The sequence below is a fragment of the Curtobacterium sp. MCBD17_008 genome, assembly GCF_003234475.1.
Taxonomy (GTDB): Bacteria; Actinomycetota; Actinomycetes; order Actinomycetales; family Microbacteriaceae; genus Curtobacterium.
Window position 1 is genome coordinate 1 of the sequence record NZ_QKTK01000009.1, and the last position, 16,563, is coordinate 16,563.

Here is a 16,563-nt window from a genome sequence, read left to right on the forward strand (position 1 = left end):
CCCGCCCCGACCGGGACGCCAACGCTGTGCTCGACTGCACCGACGACCCCCGCGACCCCGACGGCCCCTCCGACGGGCACCCCGAGCACGCCCGCGATCCCGACCACGCCCGCGACGCCGACGCCGACGGACACCCCGACGCCGAACGCCCCGGCCACCCCGGCCGTGGTGACGAACACCCCTGCGCCGAGTGCACCCGCGACCCCGACCGCTGACGTGACGCCGAACGGCACCGTGCTCCCCGGCACGACCCCGACCGGTACGAGCACCACGGCCGCCGGCGCACCGGGCACCGGTCCGGGCTCGAACGGCACCGGCGAGCTCGCGTTCACCGGCTCGCCCGTCGGCCTCGGCGTGGGCGTCGGCGCACTGGTCGCGATGCTCCTCGGTGGCGCCCTCGCCGCCTTCGCCGCGGTGCGCCGCCGCCGGGCCTGACCCCCGGGGGTGACGGCGCCGGGCTCCCGCTCGGTGTCGTGATCCCGCCCGCGGTCGGTCCGGGTCGCGCGTGAAGTGCGCGCCCGGGCCGACCGGCTCGGGCTCGGGCTCGGGCTCGGGCTCGGGCTCGTCCGACTCGCGCCCACCGACCCGCGCCGAGGTCGCACGACACGCCGCGCGCCTCCCGCCCAGGTCCCGCAATCCGCCGCTCCCGCACGTCGCGATGCGCAGTTCGTGCGACCTCGACGGAACGGCCACGGCGAGTCGCGCGACCTCGAGACCGCGGACCACGCGGGCTCGCGCCCGCGGGCCCGTGCCCGCCGTGCTCGCGCCGAGGTCGCACGACACGCCGCGCGCCTCCCGCCCAGGTTCCGCAATGCGCCGCTCTCGCACGTCGAGATGCGCGAATTCTGGAACCTCGACGGGGCGCCCCCGCCCGCCCGCCTCAGCCCGGCAGCACCGCGTGCCGGACGACCCAGCTGTGCATGACGATCGCCGCAGCCGCCGAGGCGTTGATGCTCCGCGTCGACCCGAACTGCGTGATCTCGAGGTGCCCGTCGGCGCCCGCGACCGCCTCGTCCGTGAGCCCCGGCCCCTCCTGCCCGAACAGGAACACGCAGCGCTCGGGCACGTCGGCGGTCTCGATGCGGTCCGCCCCCGGGATGTTGTCGATCGCGATCACCGGGCGTCCCTCGTCCCGCATCACCCGGAGGAACGCGGCGACGTCCTCGTGGTGCCGCACGTGCTGGTACCGGTCGGTGACCATCGCCCCACGGCGGTTCCAGCGGCGTCGACCGATGATGTGCACGGTGCCGGCCAGGAAGGCGTTGGCGCTGCGCACGATGGACCCGATGTTCAGGTCGTGCTGCCAGTTCTCGATCGCCACGTCGAAGGCGTGCCGGCGGGTGTCGAGGTCGGCGACGATCGCCGCCATCGACCAGTACCGGAAGCGGTCGACGACGTTGCGGGTGTCCCCGTGTTCGAGCAGCTCCGGGTCGTACTGCGGCCCCTCGGGCCACGGCCGCGGGTGCGGCCCGACCCCGTGCGTCGTCGCCTCGTGGGTGGGTGGGAGCGCCGGAGACGGCTCCGGCAGGTCGCCGGACGGGAGGCCCTGGGTCACGTGACCAGCGTACGGTGCGCGCACCGCGCCTCCCGTCCGACGCTCAGCCCGCGGCCTGCACCCCGGCGTCCGCGACCCGCGCCTCGATGCCGCCGAGCAGCACGTCGAGCCCGAGCGCGAAGCGCGCCTCGTACGAGTGCTCGCCGAGGACCTCCCCGACCAGCCGGTGCCGCTCGGGCCGCCCGGCCTCGGAGTCGCCGCGCCCGACCTGCACGGCGGTGTGCCCCACGACGAAGTCGTAGACGACGAAGAACGCGTACATCGCCTCGGTCTCGGACAGCCCTGCGGAGCGGAGGGCACCGACGACGGTCGCGACGACGGCGTCCGACTCCGACGAGGCGAGCGGCGCCCGGCTGCTGTGCGACTCGAGGACGAGCGGGTGCCGGACGAGCAGGTCGCGGAAGGTGGCGGCGAATACCCGGACCACGGCGCGCCAGTCCTCGGGCCAGACGAAGGTGGCAGTGAACTCGTCGACCGTCCGACGGACGAGTTCGGCGTGCAGGTCGTCGAGGCCGCCGATCGTCCGGTGCACGGTCATCGGGGCGACGCCGAGGGCCGCACCGAGCGCTCGGAAGGACAGGCGGTCCAGGCCGTCCTCGTTCGCGATGACGGTGGCGGCGTCGATGACCTGGTCGCGTGAGACCACGTTCGGTCGGCCTCGGCGGCGAGGTGCTGCTGCGGGGCCGTCCGGGCTGGGACGGGGGTCCTGGTCGACGAGCACGGCTTCCTCCTGACGCTTCCGGTACGCGTACGGGAACGCGCCCTGAAAGCCTAGGGCACTTCGGGATTCCGACCGGGTCCGCCCACTACGCTGGCCGCATGGCATCCCGCGACGAGGTCGAGTGCTGGCTGACGGACATGGACGGCGTGCTCGTCCATGAGAACCAGGCGCTCCCCGGCGCCCCGGAGTTGATCCGGCAGTGGCAGGACCAGGGCACCGAGTTCCTCGTCCTGACGAACAACTCGATCTTCACGCCGCGTGACCTCAGCGCGCGACTCCGCCAGTCCGGGCTGCACGTCCCCGAGGAGCGGATCTGGACCTCAGCCCTGGCGACCGCGGACTTCTGCGCGTCGCAGATGCCGGAGGGCTCGGCGTTCGTCATCGGCGAGGCCGGCATGACGACCGCCCTGCACGAGGCCGGGTTCATCATGACCGAGACGGCACCGGACTACGTCGTCGTCGGCGAGACCCGGAACTACTCGTTCGAGGCGATCACGAAGGCCGTCCGTCTGATCCGCGACGGGGCGCGCTTCATCGTGACGAACCCGGACGCGACGGGCCCGAGCGCCGAGGGCGTCCTGCCGGCCACGGGCGCGATCGCCGCGATGATCGAGAAGGCCACCGGCAAGCAGCCCTACGTGGTGGGCAAGCCGAACCCGATGATGTTCCGCTCGGCGATGAACCGGATCGGCGCGCACTCGGAGAACACCGGCATGATCGGCGACCGGATGGACACCGACGTGCAGGCCGGCATCGAGGCGGGCCTCCACACCGTGCTCGTCATGACGGGCATCAGCGACCAGGCCGAGATCGACAAGTACCCGTTCCGCCCGAGCGAGGTCATCTCCGGCGTGCACGAGCTCCTGCACACCGAGCCGTACGAGGTGGAGATCTAGACCGGTCAGCTCGTCAGCTCGACCGGGGCGTCCGCTCCGGCCGGGAGGCCCGTGTCCGGACCGCGCACCGCGGCGGCTCCCAGGGGCGGTACGGTCCGCCACCGGCGGCGCAGGCGCCGGCACCGGTCATCCCGCCATGCGACGAGCCCGCCGGCGACGACACCGAGCAGCAGCACCGCGATCGTGGCGAGGCCGAGCAGTCCGACGAGCAGGACGTCGACCGACCCCGGTGCGGAGGCGCTGACGCCGATCGCGCCGAAGTCCCAGAAGGCGTGCAGCAGCACCGGGGCCAGCAGGTTGCCGGTCAGGCGCCGGGCCAGGTACAGCACCGACCCGAACGAGGTGGCGAACACCACCTGCAGGACGGTCGTGGCGACCGGGGCGCCGGACAGGACGTTCAGGAAGTGGAGCAGCCCGAACAGCACGCACGAGAGCGCCCACACCCAGATCTCGGGCAGGCGTCGGCGGAGTCCGACGAGCAGCACCCCGCGGGTCATCAGCTCCTCGACGACACCGACCAGCAGGACCCCGAGCGCGAGGAGCAGGAAGTACCGCAGGCTCTTCCCACCCCAGTCGAGGAGCGGGAGCCGACCGAGGCACACCGCCAGGACGAGGAGCGGCGCCACCATCGTCCACTGCGGTCCGCCCCGCGCCGGGTCGACCGTCGCGATCCGCCACCACCCGAGGGCGGTGACGACCAGTGCCAGGATGCCCGCGACGACCGCCTCGGGAACGACGAGGTCGCGCACCACGCTGTCGACCGTGCGGCCGAGCGCTGGGTAGTCGTCGCTCGGGCGCGAGCGCACGATGCTCACCACGGCGAACACGACCAGCGGGGCGAGCCCGACCAGCAGCGACGGCGGGACCGGCCACCACCCGCGACGGCGACGTCGGACGGCGGGAGGCTGGACGGAGGTCACCTCCCGGTTGTACCAGGAGCGGCCGTACCATTGGCGCATGCGCCTGCCCTCGCTCAGCACGATGGCCGAGGACTACGTCAAGCTCGTCTGGAAGGCCGGCGAGCGCGGCGACGACGGCCTCGCCACCCGGGACATCGCGGCGGCCCTGCACGTCTCGGCGTCGACCGTGTCGGGCAACCTCCGGAAGCTCGACCGCGACGGCCTCATCGAGCACACCCCGTACCGCGGCGTCGTGCTCACCCCGCTCGGTCGGCAGGCCGCGGTGGCGATGGTCCGTCGGCACCGCCTCATCGAGACGTTCCTGGTCGAGCGGCTCGGGTACTCCTGGGACGAGGTGCACACCGAGGCGGAGGCGCTCGAGCACGCCGTGTCGGAGACGTTCCTCGACCGGGTGGACGCCGACCTCGGCCACCCGACGCACGACCCGCACGGCGACCCGATCCCGAGCGCTGAGGGGGTCGTGCCGGACTCGCCCGGAGCGCTGCTCGGGACCGTCGACCCCGGCGTCTGCGGGACCGTCGGCCGGGTGTCGGACGACGACCCGGCGCTGCTGCGGTACTTCGACGAACTCGGGGTCGGGCTCGGCACCCACCTCCGCGTGGAACAGGTGCGCGACTACGCGGGGGTGGTGGCGGTCGCGCGCCGTGACGCCGGCGGGGCGGAGGCGCTGGTGGACCTCCCGGCCGCCGCGGCGACCGCCATCTGGCTGACGCCCGACGCCCCGCACTGACGGCACGCCGCGCCGCGACCCCCACCCCGCGGTTCCGGAATTCGCGCATCTCGGCGCCCGAGATGCGCGAATCCCGGAACCGCGGGGGCAGGGTCACGGCGGGTCATGGAACCCCGGGCGCTGCCCTGCCCGCACTGCCGCCGCCGGCGGTCAGCCCTTCGCGGAACGCGTCCGGCCGAGGGCGACCTCACGGCGCGCCCGCGCGAGCGCCAGCGCCGACCCCGCGTCCGGGTCCTCGAGCAGCCGGGCCGTCTCGGCCGCGTGCTCCCGCACCGCGGCGTTCCGGTGCTCCGCCGCGACGGCGAGGACCGGCCCGGCGACCTCGGACCCGAGCCCGGCGATCGCCCGGCTCAGCGCCAGCCGGGTCTCCTCGTCACCGTGGCCGAGTTGCACGGCGAGCGTCTTCGCGAGCTCCGGCCGCTCCGACTCGGGCGCGAGCAGGACGGCAGCACGCCACGCGGTCCTGGCGACACCCGGGTCGAGGTCGGACAGCCGCTCCGCGACCTGCGGGTACACGGAGCCGTCGCGGATCTTCGAGAGCGTGTGCAGCGCTTGGCTCCGGGCCTGCGCCTCGGGGCGCTCGAGTTCCGGGAGCAGCCGCGGGACGACCACCGCGGCCGGGAGGCGCACCAACGCCCACGTGAGCATCTCCCGCACCTGCAGGTCCGGCTCGACCGCGCACTGCGCGACGAGGACGTCGAGTTCGTCCACGGTCGGGGTCGTCCCGGCGGCCATCACCGCCCGGAGACGGACGGCGGGTCGGGGATCGGTCAGGGTCGAAGCGAGCGTCGGCATGGCCGTCCCACTCCACTCCCCACGCCTGGGTGTCGGCTCGGCGCGGTCGGTCCGCCGGTCGGCGTGTCAGTCGAGTGCGCTCGTCGGCGGGTGCACCGCCAGCGCGCCGGCGGGGCTGCTCGACGGCGACGCCGGCTGCTCCTCGAGGCTGTTCCCGCGGATCCAGGCGGTGATGACCAGGACGAGGAGCAGGAGCACGACGATGATCGCGACGGAGCCGTAGACCAGGAGCTGCTTGCCGCGCCGTCCCTCGCTCTGCAGACGGGCGAACCCCTCGTTGATGAAGTTGGCACGGTCGGCGTCCGTCGTCCGGGACTCCGCCTGGCCGGACGGGGGCGTCGCCGCGACGGCGGGCATCATCCGGGTGCTCGTGTCCTCGGCACGGGCGGCGTCCGCGTCACGGAGCTGCTGGATCGCCTCGGTACCGAACAGGTCCTTGATGACGCCGGTGTCGCTCGTCTCGCGACCCTGCCACTCGGACTGGTCGATGTCCTCGGGCGCGAGGCGCCACGGGGCGCCGTCCCGCTCGGGGGCGGGGTCCCGGTCGTGCACACGGTCCGAGCCGGTCGTCCCGTCGGCTCCGGCGACACGGTCGTCCGAGGGTGTGCGCGGTTCCGGTGCGCGGCGTGCGGTGTGCGGGCCCGGTTCGACCAGCGGGGGGACGTGGTCCGCCGGCACGACCCGCGGCGACTCGTCCTCCTCCGCCTCCCACCACGGGGTGGCGGAGGACGGCGGCACGACGGACGGGAGGACCGACGGCGGCACGGCAGGAGCCGCCGAGCGCGGGGCGAAGGCGGCCGTGGGAGCCGTCCCGGCGGAGTCGTCCAGGTCGTCGTCGAGGTCGCCGTCGTCGTGGCCACCGTCGCGGGACCCCGCGCCGTGGTCGTCGACGCCGTTGCGGTCGAGGGGCATCGCCATCGTGCTGTCGTCGTCCGTCACGTCACCGGGGAACACCTCGCCGGTCCGGGCGGCCTCGTCGCTGAGCGACCAGCTCGACCCGCCCGACGGCGTCGTCCGCTCGCCGGCCCGGTCGTCGTCGACCGGATCGGGGTCGATCGGATCGGGGTCGGCGTGGGAGGCAGCGTCGGGAACGGTCGCCCCGGTGGCCCACGACCCGGCGGCGACGAGGTTGGTGTCGAAGGCGTCCTGGGTCAGCGTGGTCTGCACCTCGCCGGTCTCCTCGCCGAGGACCGACCAGTCGAAGGGGCGGTCGGCCTGCGGGGCCCCGTCCACGTCGTCGTGCAGCCGGAGGAGCTCGGTGAAGGTCGGCGGTTCGTCGGTCGCGGGCAGGACGTCCTCGACGCCGAGCGGCTGCGCGTCCGGACCACCGGCGAGGGCCGGCGGCACGGGCGTCACACCCGGCGACGACGACGGGTCGGCCGACGGCACGGCGCCGGGCCGCACGCGTCCGAGCCAGTCCACGTCCGACCGTCCGAGGCCGTCCGGGTCGGTGCGTCGACGCTCGTCCTCGATCGCGCGGGCCTCGGCCGCGCGGGCCTCCCGGTCCGAGCGGGCCGTGGGCAGGACGATCGCGCGCGGGTCGGGGGCGTTCGACACCGGCGGCACGGCCGCGGGCGGCGGGACCCGACCGGCGACGCCACCGGGCAGCGCGAGCTCCTCGGGCATCGAGATCGCCTGGGTCGCGCCGGGGTCCAGCTCGGGCGCCGGTGCCGACGCGGGGGCGACCGGCGCGGACGCCGGGGCGGTGAACGGCTCGGGCTCCGGCCGACCAGCCTGACGGGCGGCACGCTCGGCCTCGCGGCGCTCGCGCCGGGAGGGCCACTCCTCCTCCGTCAGCGGGGCGCCGAAGATGTCCGCGGCACTGCGGAGGCCCGAGAACGGAGCGTCCGGGGCGGGCGCACGGCGGGCCTCCCGGCCGTCGTCCCCGGAATCGGGGGTGACGGGGCCGTCGGGCTCGCGCGCGTCGTCCGGACGCTCCTCGGTCACGCGGACAGCCCCAGGTCGGCCAGCCCGATCGCAGCGAGGTACGGGTAGCCCGCCGCCTCGATCCGCTCCTTCGCGCCGGTGTCCCGGTCGACGACGACGGCGACGGCGGCGATCACGGCGCCCTCGCGCTCGAGGGCCTCGGCCGCCTTGAGCGGTGACCCGCCGGTGGTGGAGGTGTCCTCGAGGACGACCACACGCTTGCCACGGACGTCCGGCCCCTCGACCTGGCGGCCGCGACCGTGGTCCTTCGGTTCCTTGCGCACGACGAAGGCGTCGTAGGAGCCCCCGCGGACAGCGGCCTGGTGCAGGACCGCGCTGGCGATCGGGTCGGCGCCCATCGTCAGGCCGCCGACGGCATCGACGTCGGGGACGTCGGCGATGAGGTCGGCCATCACCTGACCGATGAGGGGAGCGACGCGGTGGTCGAGGCTCACCTTGCGGAGGTCGATGTAGTACGACGCCTGCTTCCCGCTGGTCAGGGTGAAGTCGCCGTGGAAGACCGCATCGGCCTTGATGTGCTCGATCAACTGCTCGCGCGCGTGGGTCACGGTGCCCAAGATTAGCGGTGACCGGCGGTCCGCGCTCCCTGGAGCGCTCCGCCCGGCTCCCGGGACGGCACCCGAGATCAGCGGTGACCGGCGGCCCGCGCTCCCTGGAGCGCTCCGCCCGGCTCCCGGGACGGCACCCGAGATCAGCGGTGACCGGCGGTCCGCGCTCCCTGGAGCGCTCCGCCCGTCTCCCGGGACGGCACCCGAGATCAGCGGTGACCGGCGCTCCGCGCTCCCCGGAGCGCTCCGCCCGGCTCCCGGGACGCCGTCGCAGGTACGCTCCGGTCATGCCCCTCGTCCGACCGCGGGACGGTGCACGGCCGCTCGAGGCCGGCACTCCCCGCCCCCGCTCCGCAGTCGCGCGGGCGGTCGGGCACGAGGCCGTGGGGGCCCTGCTCGCCCTGGCCCTGGCGGTCGTCGCGCTCCGCCACGTCCTCGCGACGGAGCGGGTCGCCCTGCTCTGGTACGACGGCGACTCCGTGCTGCTGCCGCTCGTGGCACGGTCGATCGCGCTCGGGCAGCCATTCGAGTGGGCGATGTCCCCGGCGCTGTTCTTCTTCCCGGAGCTGCCGGTCTACCTGGCCGTCTCCGCCGTGACCGCGACGCCGCAGCAGGCCCTGGCGCTGAACGGGGTCCTGGTGCTGCTCGCCGTGTACGCGCTCGTCCGTGCGGCAGCGAACGAGCTCATGCCCGCCGCCGCCCGCCCGGCCCGGATCGCGGTGTCGGTCCTCGCCGTCGTGCTCGTGACGATGCTCGTCCTGACCGAGTCCTCGGCGACCGCGACGTCCCTCGAACTCGCCTCCCTGCTGCTCACGACGACCTACTACTACGGGGCCGTGCTCGCGATGCTCGCCACCGCGGTGCTCGTACTGCGCACCGTCCGGACCGGCCGGGCGTCGCTGCCGGTGCTCGGGACGGTCGGCGTCGTCGCGGCACTCAGCACGGGGTCGAACCCGCTGTACGTCCCGTGGTCCGCCGGACCCGTCGTCGTCACGCTCGCCCTGCTCGTCGTCGCACGCCGGGTGCCGTGGCGACCGGCGGCCCTGGTCGCCGGAGCCCTCACCGTCGGCGCCGTGGTCGGGTACCTCGTCCGGATCCCACTCCGCCCCTTCGTCTCCCTGGACCCGTCGACGTACGTGCACCCCGACCGGGCCGGCACGACGGCCGCGTTCTTCGCGGCGCTCACCGACGACCGTGCCGCCTCGGCCTCCGGGGACGCGGGGCTGCTGCTCATGCTGCTCGGTGTGCTGCTCAGTGCGGGCGGCACGGTCTGGGCCTGGCGGACGCGGTCCTCCCGGGCGGTGCTGCTCGCGACCGCGCTGCCGCTCGTGACGATCGTGGCGGTGTCCGTCGGGGTCGTCGTCGCCGGCTCGGAGACACCCCGCTACCTGGAGCCGGTCGTGACGATGCCGCTCCTGGCGCTCGTCGCGGTGTGCGAACTCGCCCGGACCGCGGTCCGGCAGACCCGGCTGCACCGTCCCACGCGGACCCTCCGGACGCTGTCCGCGGTGGGTGCCGCCCTGGTCCTGGTCGCGGGCGTCGCGGTCACGCCGGGCACGGTCCGCTCGGTCGTCGACGCCCGGTACGGACCGGTCGCCTGCCTCGACCGGTGGGTGGACGCACACCGCACCGCTGACCGCGATCCCGTCGGCGTCGGTCAGTTCTGGACGATCCGTCCGCTCGCCGCCTACGCGGACCAGGACGTCCGGCTGCTCCAGGTCCGGGACACCTTCGACACCTACCCCTGGCTCGTCGACCTCGGCTCCTACCGGGACGCCCGACCGGACTACGTGGTCGTCGGGTCCGGGGACGTCTGGACGACGCCCGTGGAGGACTCGCTCGGCCCCCCGGCGACGATCACGCACTGCGACGGGTACGACGTCCACGACTACGCGGGGACCCGCGGCGCCGAGGTGCTGCAGAGAACGGTGGTGGGGTCGGCCGAGCGGATCCTGCACGAGCGCGGGTTCTGACCTCCGACCGGCCGTCGTCCTGCTCCGATCCGGCGACGGAGTCGTCCACAGGCTCGATCGCGCCACGGATCCGTCCACAGCGGAGCGTCGCCGCAGCGAACCGCCTGTGGAGATGTATAGGCTCCGTTGCGATGTCTCGCTCCGTGGTCACCGCCCCCCGTCCCCGCTCCGCGCCGACGGCTCGGCGGCGTCTGCTCGCCACCGGGCTGGCGATCGCCGGTCTCATCGGCACGCTCGTCCTCGACGCGCCCGCCGCCCAGGCCGCCACGTACCCCTCGTGGGACGACGTGGTCGCGGCCCGCGGCAAGGAGTCCGCCAAGCAGTCGCAGATCGTCGAGATCCGCGGGATCATCTCCGGTCTGTCGGACGAGGTCGACGCCGCCCGCGCCGAGGCCGAACGGCTCGGTGCCGCGTTCGAGGCCGCCCAGCGCAGGGCCCTGCGCGCCGCCGAGCGGGAACAGGCGCTGCGGGACGACGCGGAGGAGCACGCCGAGGTCGCCGAGGCGAGCGCCGCCCAGGCCGGCCGCTTCGCCGCGCAGATGGCCCGGTCCGGTGGTGCCGACGTCACGACGAGCGTGCTCACCGGCGGCGAGGACGCGCGGGACCTCCTCTACGACCTCGGCGCGCTGAGCAAGCTGTCCGAGCAGGCCGAACGGGTCGAGACCGCGGCCACCAACGACGCGTCCGTCGCCCGGTCGCTCACCGACCAGGCCGACCGCGCCGCGCTCGCGCTCGAGGAGCTCGCGCAGGCCGCACAGGACCGGATGGGCGAAGCACAGGCGGCGTCCGACCGCGCGCAGGCCGCGTACGACGAGCAGGAGGCGAACAAGTCCCGACTGGAGGCCCAACTCGCCTCCCTGACGTCGGGTCGCGCCACGACCGAGGCCCAGTACGAGAAGGGCGAGCGGATCCGCAAGGCCGCGGAGGAGCGTCGCCGGAAGGCCCTCGAGGCCGAGCTGGCACGCCAGGCGCAGCAGTTGCGGGACCAGCAGGCCGCGGCCGCGGCGGCGAACCAGGGCGGCAGTGCACCGGCCGCGCCGGCCGCGCCGAGCGGCGGCGGTGCCACGGCGCCGTCCGGGTCCGGCTGGGTCCGACCGGCGGGCGGCTGGATCACCAGCGGCTACGGGGTCCGCGTCAACCCGTACACCGGCGCCACGGCCATGCACGACGGCATCGACCTGGGCAGCGGCTGCTCGACCGCGATCGTCGCGGCGTCCGCGGGCACCGTGGAGTACGTCGGCCCCTACGGCGGGTACGGCAACTACGTCCGCATCGACCACGGCGGCGGCGTGAAGACCGCGTACGGGCACATCGTCGCCGGCGGCTTCCGGGTCAGCCCCGGCCAGCAGGTCGGCGCCGGGACCCTCGTCGCCCTCGTCGGCTCCACCGGCAACTCGACCGGGTGCCACCTGCACTTCGAGACCCACGTCGGCGGCGGGACGGTCGACCCGGTGTCGTTCATGGGTGCACGCGGCGTCGGCTTCTAGCCCGGCAGCAGCGCCCGGCCGCAGCGCCCGCGCCCAGCAGCAGCGCCCGCGCGACCGGACCGCGCGGCTGGTCAGCCCGCCCGGCTGGTCAGGCCACTCGGCTGGTCAGGCCGCACGCCGTGGGTCGTCGACGTCATCCACGTCGAGCTCCCACAACGCCCGGTACCAGGCCGTCCGCTCCGGGTCCTGCGGCAGCCCGTACGCCTCGTGGAACAGGTCGTCCCAGCCCGGGCCGTGGTTCCACCCCAGGCTCATCGACGCCACCGCGAGGTCGGCCCACCGGTCCGCGACGCCGAGCGCGCCGAGGTCCACGTGCCCGGCCCAGCGGCCGTCGGCCCCGAGGAGCGTGTTCGGGGCGCAGGCGTCCCCGTGGCACACCACGAGCTGGTCCGTCGCGGGCTGCGGACCGATCGCGTCGACGTTCCGACCGGCCGCTCGTGCCCGGTCGAGGCGCTCGTCCGTCGACCACGTGAACGGACACGACGGCACCGGCAGGCTGTCGTGCAGCGCGCGGAGCCCCTCCCCCACACCGATCACCGCCGCGCGCGGGTCGTCCCGCCACCGCGGGTCCACGGCACTCCAGCCCGGCACCGGTCGTGTCGCCATCCACGCACCGGAACCGTCGGCCCGTGCTCGAGCACCTCCGGCACGGTCAGCCAGCGGGCCGCCCAGCGCAGCCGTGCGACCTCGGCGTCGATCCACGGCGCGTAGCGCGGAGGGACCCACTTCACGTAGCCCTCGGCACGGTCCGGTGTCGGGCCGAGACGGAAGGTCCGTCCGCCGGCCGAGTTCACCCAAACCGGCTCGAGCGGCCGCCCGCGGGCGACCCCGACGACCGCGGCCGGGACCTCGACCGACCCCTCCGGCAGTCCGCCGCGGCCGACGAGGTCGTCCGTCGGGTCGCCGTCGTCACCGACGCCGGGCATCGGTCAGCGCACCCGGTCCGGACGGGACGACGCGCCGCGGGCGATGCGCAGCAGCACCGGCAGGCGCTCCCCGAGCAGTGCGTCGAGGTCGTGCACGACGGCCTCGACCCGCTCGACGAGTTCACGCGGGGGCGCTCCGCGGCGCGTGCGGACCAGGATCCGGACCGCGGTGCGACGACGGACCCGGCGGACGTCGACGGCGAGGGACGCGACCTGCGGCAGCGGGGCGATCGCGGACGAGAGCGCGTGCTCGATCGCCGCGGCCTCGATGCGGACCCGTCCGGGCAGGCCGTCCGCGGGCCCGTCGTCGTCCACGACCGTGCCGGTCCGGCCACTCCGGATCGAGGTGAGGACGAGCAGCGCCAGGACACCGAGGACGACCGCGCCCGCGAGCACCGCCGACCACGCGCGTACGCCTGCTTCCCGTGCCGCTCCCGAGCCGAGGCCGCCGAGTGCGGTGTCGGCGACGACGTGCCAGCGGTCGGCCGCGTCGGGCAGTGTCTGCACGAGGACGACGGCGACCCCGAGGGCGAGCAGCACGAGCCCGACCACCACGAGGACGATCCGACCGACCGTGCGGTTCGTGCCGTTCATCCGTCGATCCTGCCGGTGGTGCGCACCCGGACGCGGGCGGTGAGGGGCGGCACGACGTCCACGGCGGCGAGTTCACGGTCCACGGCCGCGGCGGCGGACGCCTCGTCGACGTCCACACCGGAGGCGGGCAGGAGCACGACGTCCAGGGCGCGGCGACCGACGGACCCGACGGCGGCGTCCGGTCCCAGCCGGGTCGCGGACCGGGCGGCGCGCGCGGCGGCGGACGCGAGCACCTCGTCGTCGACGACCACGCCGAGCCGGTCGGAGCGGACGACGTGTCGGGGACGTCGTGCCGGCAGGAGGCCGTGCAGCAGGGACCAGAGACCGAGCAGCGCGAGGACGGCACCGACGGCGACGACCACCGCGTCGACCAGCCCGGTGGGCGCACGGACGGCGGCGTCCACCACGTCCCGGGGGTCGACCCCGGCGATGCGCTGCCCGAGCAGGACGACCACGGCGGCGACGGCCACCGTGACCGCGACGAGGACGAGGAACGTCATCGCGACGACGACGGACACCGACCGGGACGCGGACGTCTCCCGACGGACGAGGCGGCGCACGGAGCGGTCGTCGTCCGCGGACGGGGTCCCCTTCGCGGGACTCGTGCTCACCGGACCCTCCGCGGCCGGGCGAGGACGGCGGACGAGAACGTCAGCGAGACGCGCGCGACCTTCCGCCCGGTGATCGTCCGGAGCCGTTCCGCGATCGAGGTGCGCGCGCGGTGCGCGGTCGCGAGGACGGGCTCGTGCGGGACGGCGTGCGTGCCGAGGACCGGCAGGGCCAGCGGGCTCGTCACCTCGACCGCCAGGGCACCGCGACCGTCGTCGACGACCCGGGCACGGACCTCCCGGAACGGTGCCCGGAGCACCTCGGCGGCGACCGCCTGCGCGGTGTGCACCAGGGCCGGGGACGCGATCCGGTCGGTGCCGGGCACCGGCACGTGGCTCACGAGGAGCTCCGTCGTCCGCGGAGAACGTCGAGCAGTCGACGCACGTCGACGTCGCCGCTGACGATGCGGCCGACCAGTCCGCCGACCGCGATCGCGACGGCCACCACGACGAACGCCCAGAACCCGAGCGTCAGGGCGACGACCGCCAGGACCGCTCCGACGGCCATGCCGACGACGGTGGCGTTCACCGGACGCGCGTCTCGGGGACGACGGGAGCGTCGAGTGCGGGGATGTCCACGTCGACGATCGCGATGTTCACCTCGGTGACCTGCAGGCCGACGAGGTCGGTGATCGCGTCGGTGACGGCCTGCCGGACGCCGGCCGCCACCTGCTGCATCGGCATCGGGTACTCGACCACGATCGTCAGGTCGACGGCAGCCTGGGTCTCACCGACCTCGACCCGGACGCCCTGCCCGAGGTCGCTCGACCCGATGGCGTCCCGGATGGCACCGAACGCCCGCGCGGTGTTCCCGCCGAGTGCGTGGACGCCGGGGACGTCGCGGGCCGCGATGCCGGCGACCTTCGCGACCACGGCGTCGTCGATGATCGTGCGCCCGGCCGAGGTGACCTGGGTGGTAGTGCTGCCGGTGGTCGTGCCGTCCACCCGGTCGGAGTTCGTCGTCGTCGCCATGAGTGCCTCCAGCGGTCCTGGTCGTGATGTGTCCGTCCAGGGAACACCCTGTCCCGGTGCACGTCCGCCCGGTCGGTCGATCCCGGTAGGTTCGGTGCATGCGTGTCGCGACCTGGAACGTCAACTCCGTCCGGACCCGAGTCGGTCGGGTCGTCGACTGGCTCGTGCGGGAGGACGTGGACGTCCTCGGCATGCAGGAGATCAAGTGCAAGCCCGAGCAGTTCCCGGTCGAGGCGTTCGAGGCCGCCGGCTACACGGTCGAGGCGCACGGCCTGAACCAGTGGAACGGCGTCGCCTTCGCCAGCCGCCTGCCGATGGAGGACGTCACCCGCGACTTCCCCGGCCAGCCCGGCTTCCTCAAGGGCCAGGAGGGACCGGGCCTGCCCGTCGAGGCCCGCGCGATCGGGGTCACCGTCGAGGGTGTCCGCCTCTGGAGCCTGTACGTCCCGAACGGCCGCGAGCTCGGTGACCCGCACTACACGTACAAACTCGACTGGCTCGCCCAGCTGGCCGACCGGACATCCGAGTGGCTGGCGGCCGAGCCCGACCTGCCGCTCGCGCTGATGGGCGACTGGAACGTGGCCCCGCTGGACGAGGACGTGTGGGACATGCGCGTCTTCGAGGGGTCGACGCACGTCAGCGAGCCGGAGCGCGCCGCGTTCCGCACGTTCGAGGAGCGCGGGCTGCAGGACGTCGTCCGGCCGCTCGTCCCCACCGGGTACACGTACTGGGACTACAAGCAGCTCCGCTTCCCCCGCAACGAGGGCATGCGCATCGACTTCGTCATGGGGTCGCAGGCGTTCGCGGACGTCACCGTCGGCGCGACGATCCACCGGGACGAGCGGAAGGGCGACGCCCCGAGCGACCACGTGCCGGTGTCGGTCGACCTGGACCTCGACACGGTCCTGGACGACGACCGCCCGATGATCTTCTGACGCTCCGAGCGCCCGCCTACGGGTGCAGCAGCGCCGCGATCGCGACCAGGACCGGCACCGAGCCGACCGTCGACAGGAGCACCACGTCCCGCGCGACCGGGACCGCGGCGTCGTACCGCTGGGCGTAGTTGAACACGTTCTGCGCCGACGGCAACCCGGCGAGGACCGTCAGGACGAACACGTGCGCGGGGTCCAGGCCGAACGCGTACCGGGCCAGCAGGAACGCCACCACCGGCATCACCAGGAGCTTCCCGCCGGTCGCGAGCAGCACGTCGAGCCGGATCGCGGGGTCCCGCAGCGGAGCCGAGCCGTGCAGGCTCATGCCGAACGAGAGCAGCACGACCGGCACCGCGGCACCGCCGACGAGCACGAACGGTTCGAGGACCGGGTCCGGCAGCGTCAGCCCGGTGACCGAGCAGACGAGCCCGAGCAGCGACGCGATGATGAGCGGGTTCGAAACCGGGCCGAGCACCCGGCGTCGCCAGCCGCCCCCGGAGGCCGTGGCCGCGTCGAGGACGGTCAGCGCGATCGGCGCCATCACGACGAGCTGCAGCATGATGACCGGCACGACCGCGGTCGCCTGCCCGAGGACGTAGACCGCGACCGGCAGGCCGATGTTGTTCGCGTTCGAGTACGACGCCGCCAACGCACCGACCGTGGTCGTGGTGAGCGGGCGCCGCAGCACGAGCGCGAACACGGTCGCGGTGACGACGGCCACCGACAGCGCGGAGAGCGCCGACACGGCGAGCATCGGGGAGAACAGCGTCGCGACGTCGGCCGTGGCGATCGTGTGGAACAGCAGGCACGGCATGAGCACGAAGAAGGCCAGCCGACTCATCACGAACTGCGCGTGCGGCCCGAGCAACGCCGCCCTCCCGACGCCGTAGCCGGTCGCGATGACGACGCCGATGATCGCGAAGCCGACCAGGACACCACTCATCGTGCCCATCCTCGCA

The 16,563-nt window shown here is 74.5% G+C and carries 20 protein-coding genes and 1 pseudogene; 7 read left to right on the plus strand and 14 right to left on the minus strand.

The features are described 5' to 3' along the window. A pseudogene (locus DEI95_RS16685) lies at nucleotides 1-215 on the plus strand (hypothetical protein); the annotation flags it as partial. After that, nucleotides 169-435 (plus strand): hypothetical protein, encoded by a 267-nt coding sequence (locus tag DEI95_RS09665; protein ID WP_146243642.1) that lies wholly within the window; start codon nucleotides 169-171, stop codon nucleotides 433-435. The pseudogene DEI95_RS16685 and the gene DEI95_RS09665, both read left to right, overlap by 47 nt. A gap of 445 nt (nucleotides 436-880) precedes the next feature. On the opposite strand, the gene DEI95_RS09670 is transcribed toward DEI95_RS09665, so the two are convergent. Together DEI95_RS09670 and DEI95_RS09675 are read right to left on the minus strand one after the other, a co-directional pair. Continuing rightward, nucleotides 881-1,555, minus strand: coding sequence for a TrmH family RNA methyltransferase (locus DEI95_RS09670; RefSeq protein ID WP_375342352.1), 675 nt, complete (start codon nucleotides 1,553-1,555; stop codon nucleotides 881-883). A gap of 43 nt (nucleotides 1,556-1,598) precedes the next feature. Further along, nucleotides 1,599-2,276, minus strand: a complete 678-nt coding sequence (locus DEI95_RS09675; protein WP_181436264.1) for a TetR/AcrR family transcriptional regulator — start codon at nucleotides 2,274-2,276, stop codon at nucleotides 1,599-1,601. A 98-nt stretch (nucleotides 2,277-2,374) separates the two neighbouring features. Here DEI95_RS09675 and DEI95_RS09680 point away from each other — a divergent pair, with 98 nt between their 5' ends. Further along, on the plus strand, nucleotides 2,375-3,172 hold the full coding sequence (locus tag DEI95_RS09680) for an HAD-IIA family hydrolase (protein WP_110823427.1): 798 nt from the start codon (nucleotides 2,375-2,377) through the stop codon (nucleotides 3,170-3,172). Nucleotides 3,173-3,177: 5 nt separating this feature from the next. Here DEI95_RS09680 and DEI95_RS09685 read toward each other — a convergent pair whose 3' ends face one another. Continuing rightward, the gene (locus tag DEI95_RS09685) at nucleotides 3,178-4,131 is read right to left on the minus strand and encodes a CPBP family intramembrane glutamic endopeptidase (RefSeq protein WP_111060104.1); all 954 of its coding nucleotides are present in this window, start codon (nucleotides 4,129-4,131) and stop codon (nucleotides 3,178-3,180) included. Here DEI95_RS09685 and DEI95_RS09690 point away from each other — a divergent pair. Continuing rightward, nucleotides 4,130-4,822 (plus strand): metal-dependent transcriptional regulator, encoded by a 693-nt coding sequence (locus DEI95_RS09690; protein WP_110891484.1) that lies wholly within the window; start codon nucleotides 4,130-4,132, stop codon nucleotides 4,820-4,822. The genes DEI95_RS09685 and DEI95_RS09690 overlap by 2 nt on opposite strands. Nucleotides 4,823-4,972: 150 nt before the next feature. On the opposite strand, the gene DEI95_RS09695 is transcribed toward DEI95_RS09690, so the two are convergent. The 3 genes from DEI95_RS09695 to pyrE all read right to left on the minus strand — a co-directional run bounded on the left by DEI95_RS09695 (nucleotide 4,973) and on the right by pyrE (nucleotide 8,112). Beyond that, nucleotides 4,973-5,617, minus strand: a complete 645-nt coding sequence (locus DEI95_RS09695; RefSeq protein ID WP_111060105.1) for a HEAT repeat domain-containing protein — start codon at nucleotides 5,615-5,617, stop codon at nucleotides 4,973-4,975. A 66-nt stretch (nucleotides 5,618-5,683) separates the two neighbouring features. Further along, the gene (locus DEI95_RS09700) at nucleotides 5,684-7,564 is read right to left on the minus strand and encodes a hypothetical protein (protein WP_111060106.1); all 1,881 of its coding nucleotides are present in this window, start codon (nucleotides 7,562-7,564) and stop codon (nucleotides 5,684-5,686) included. Continuing rightward, nucleotides 7,561-8,112, minus strand: a complete 552-nt coding sequence (pyrE, locus tag DEI95_RS09705; RefSeq protein WP_111060180.1) for an orotate phosphoribosyltransferase — start codon at nucleotides 8,110-8,112, stop codon at nucleotides 7,561-7,563. The genes DEI95_RS09700 and pyrE overlap by 4 nt, the downstream gene beginning before the upstream one ends. Nucleotides 8,113-8,399: 287 nt before the next feature. Between pyrE and DEI95_RS09710 the strand changes: the two genes are divergently transcribed. Together DEI95_RS09710 and DEI95_RS09715 are read left to right on the plus strand one after the other, a co-directional pair. Next, nucleotides 8,400-10,085, plus strand: a complete 1,686-nt coding sequence (locus DEI95_RS09710) for a hypothetical protein (RefSeq protein ID WP_111060107.1) — start codon at nucleotides 8,400-8,402, stop codon at nucleotides 10,083-10,085. Nucleotides 10,086-10,216: 131 nt separating this feature from the next. Then, nucleotides 10,217-11,572, plus strand: coding sequence for a peptidoglycan DD-metalloendopeptidase family protein (locus DEI95_RS09715; RefSeq protein WP_111060108.1), 1,356 nt, complete (start codon nucleotides 10,217-10,219; stop codon nucleotides 11,570-11,572). Between the two features lie 105 nt (nucleotides 11,573-11,677). Here the strand turns inward: DEI95_RS09715 and DEI95_RS17055 are convergent, their stop codons facing one another. From DEI95_RS17055 to DEI95_RS09745, 7 genes are read right to left on the minus strand one after another with little or no spacing between them, the layout of a single operon-like run. Then, on the minus strand, nucleotides 11,678-12,178 hold the full coding sequence (locus DEI95_RS17055; RefSeq protein ID WP_309146536.1) for a phosphotransferase: 501 nt from the start codon (nucleotides 12,176-12,178) through the stop codon (nucleotides 11,678-11,680). Next, nucleotides 12,106-12,498: a hypothetical protein gene (locus DEI95_RS17060; RefSeq protein ID WP_309146537.1), complete on the minus strand. Its 393-nt coding sequence runs from the start codon at nucleotides 12,496-12,498 to the stop codon at nucleotides 12,106-12,108. The genes DEI95_RS17055 and DEI95_RS17060 overlap by 73 nt, the downstream gene beginning before the upstream one ends. A gap of 3 nt (nucleotides 12,499-12,501) precedes the next feature. Then, nucleotides 12,502-13,092: a hypothetical protein gene (locus tag DEI95_RS09725; RefSeq protein ID WP_111060109.1), complete on the minus strand. Its 591-nt coding sequence runs from the start codon at nucleotides 13,090-13,092 to the stop codon at nucleotides 12,502-12,504. Beyond that, complete coding sequence (locus DEI95_RS09730; protein ID WP_110823413.1) at nucleotides 13,089-13,703, minus strand: hypothetical protein; 615 nt, start codon at nucleotides 13,701-13,703, stop codon at nucleotides 13,089-13,091. The genes DEI95_RS09725 and DEI95_RS09730 overlap by 4 nt, the downstream gene beginning before the upstream one ends. Beyond that, the gene (locus tag DEI95_RS09735) at nucleotides 13,700-14,041 is read right to left on the minus strand and encodes a hypothetical protein (RefSeq protein ID WP_110901061.1); all 342 of its coding nucleotides are present in this window, start codon (nucleotides 14,039-14,041) and stop codon (nucleotides 13,700-13,702) included. The genes DEI95_RS09730 and DEI95_RS09735 overlap by 4 nt, the downstream gene beginning before the upstream one ends. Then, nucleotides 14,038-14,229: a DUF2273 domain-containing protein gene (locus DEI95_RS09740; protein WP_110823409.1), complete on the minus strand. Its 192-nt coding sequence runs from the start codon at nucleotides 14,227-14,229 to the stop codon at nucleotides 14,038-14,040. The genes DEI95_RS09735 and DEI95_RS09740 overlap by 4 nt, the downstream gene beginning before the upstream one ends. Continuing rightward, nucleotides 14,226-14,672, minus strand: a complete 447-nt coding sequence (locus DEI95_RS09745; RefSeq protein WP_111060110.1) for an Asp23/Gls24 family envelope stress response protein — start codon at nucleotides 14,670-14,672, stop codon at nucleotides 14,226-14,228. Before DEI95_RS09745 ends, DEI95_RS09740 begins: the two co-directional genes overlap by 4 nt. A gap of 98 nt (nucleotides 14,673-14,770) precedes the next feature. Here DEI95_RS09745 and DEI95_RS09750 point away from each other — a divergent pair, with 98 nt between their 5' ends. Next, nucleotides 14,771-15,607 carry an exodeoxyribonuclease III gene (locus DEI95_RS09750; protein ID WP_110823406.1) on the plus strand — a complete coding sequence of 279 codons (837 nt, stop codon included), beginning with the start codon at nucleotides 14,771-14,773 and terminating at the stop codon, nucleotides 15,605-15,607. 16 nt (nucleotides 15,608-15,623) lie between these two features. Here DEI95_RS09750 and DEI95_RS09755 read toward each other — a convergent pair whose 3' ends face one another. Beyond that, nucleotides 15,624-16,547: an AEC family transporter gene (locus DEI95_RS09755; protein WP_111060181.1), complete on the minus strand. Its 924-nt coding sequence runs from the start codon at nucleotides 16,545-16,547 to the stop codon at nucleotides 15,624-15,626. Between the last annotated feature and the right edge of the window lie 16 nt (nucleotides 16,548-16,563).

What these genes read in the sequence shown, in the direction of transcription:
- DEI95_RS09715 (WP_111060108.1), top strand. Translation starts at nt 10,217, where the DNA reads ATGTCTCGCTCCGTGGTCACCGCCCCCCGTCCCCGCTCCGCGCCGACG.
- DEI95_RS09680 (WP_110823427.1), top strand. Translation starts at nt 2,375, where the DNA reads ATGGCATCCCGCGACGAGGTCGAGTGCTGGCTGACGGACATGGACGGC.
- DEI95_RS09725 (WP_111060109.1), bottom strand. Translation starts at nt 13,092, where the DNA reads ATGAACGGCACGAACCGCACGGTCGGTCGGATCGTCCTCGTGGTGGTC.
- DEI95_RS17055 (WP_309146536.1), bottom strand. Translation starts at nt 12,178, where the DNA reads ATGGCGACACGACCGGTGCCGGGCTGGAGTGCCGTGGACCCGCGGTGG.
- DEI95_RS09750 (WP_110823406.1), top strand. Translation starts at nt 14,771, where the DNA reads ATGCGTGTCGCGACCTGGAACGTCAACTCCGTCCGGACCCGAGTCGGT.
- DEI95_RS09745 (WP_111060110.1), bottom strand. Translation starts at nt 14,672, where the DNA reads ATGGCGACGACGACGAACTCCGACCGGGTGGACGGCACGACCACCGGC.
- DEI95_RS09710 (WP_111060107.1), top strand. Translation starts at nt 8,400, where the DNA reads ATGCCCCTCGTCCGACCGCGGGACGGTGCACGGCCGCTCGAGGCCGGC.
- DEI95_RS09685 (WP_111060104.1), bottom strand. Translation starts at nt 4,131, where the DNA reads ATGCGCCAATGGTACGGCCGCTCCTGGTACAACCGGGAGGTGACCTCC.
- DEI95_RS09690 (WP_110891484.1), top strand. Translation starts at nt 4,130, where the DNA reads ATGCGCCTGCCCTCGCTCAGCACGATGGCCGAGGACTACGTCAAGCTC.
- DEI95_RS09755 (WP_111060181.1), bottom strand. Translation starts at nt 16,547, where the DNA reads ATGAGTGGTGTCCTGGTCGGCTTCGCGATCATCGGCGTCGTCATCGCG.
- DEI95_RS09695 (WP_111060105.1), bottom strand. Translation starts at nt 5,617, where the DNA reads ATGCCGACGCTCGCTTCGACCCTGACCGATCCCCGACCCGCCGTCCGT.
- DEI95_RS17060 (WP_309146537.1), bottom strand. Translation starts at nt 12,498, where the DNA reads ATGCCCGGCGTCGGTGACGACGGCGACCCGACGGACGACCTCGTCGGC.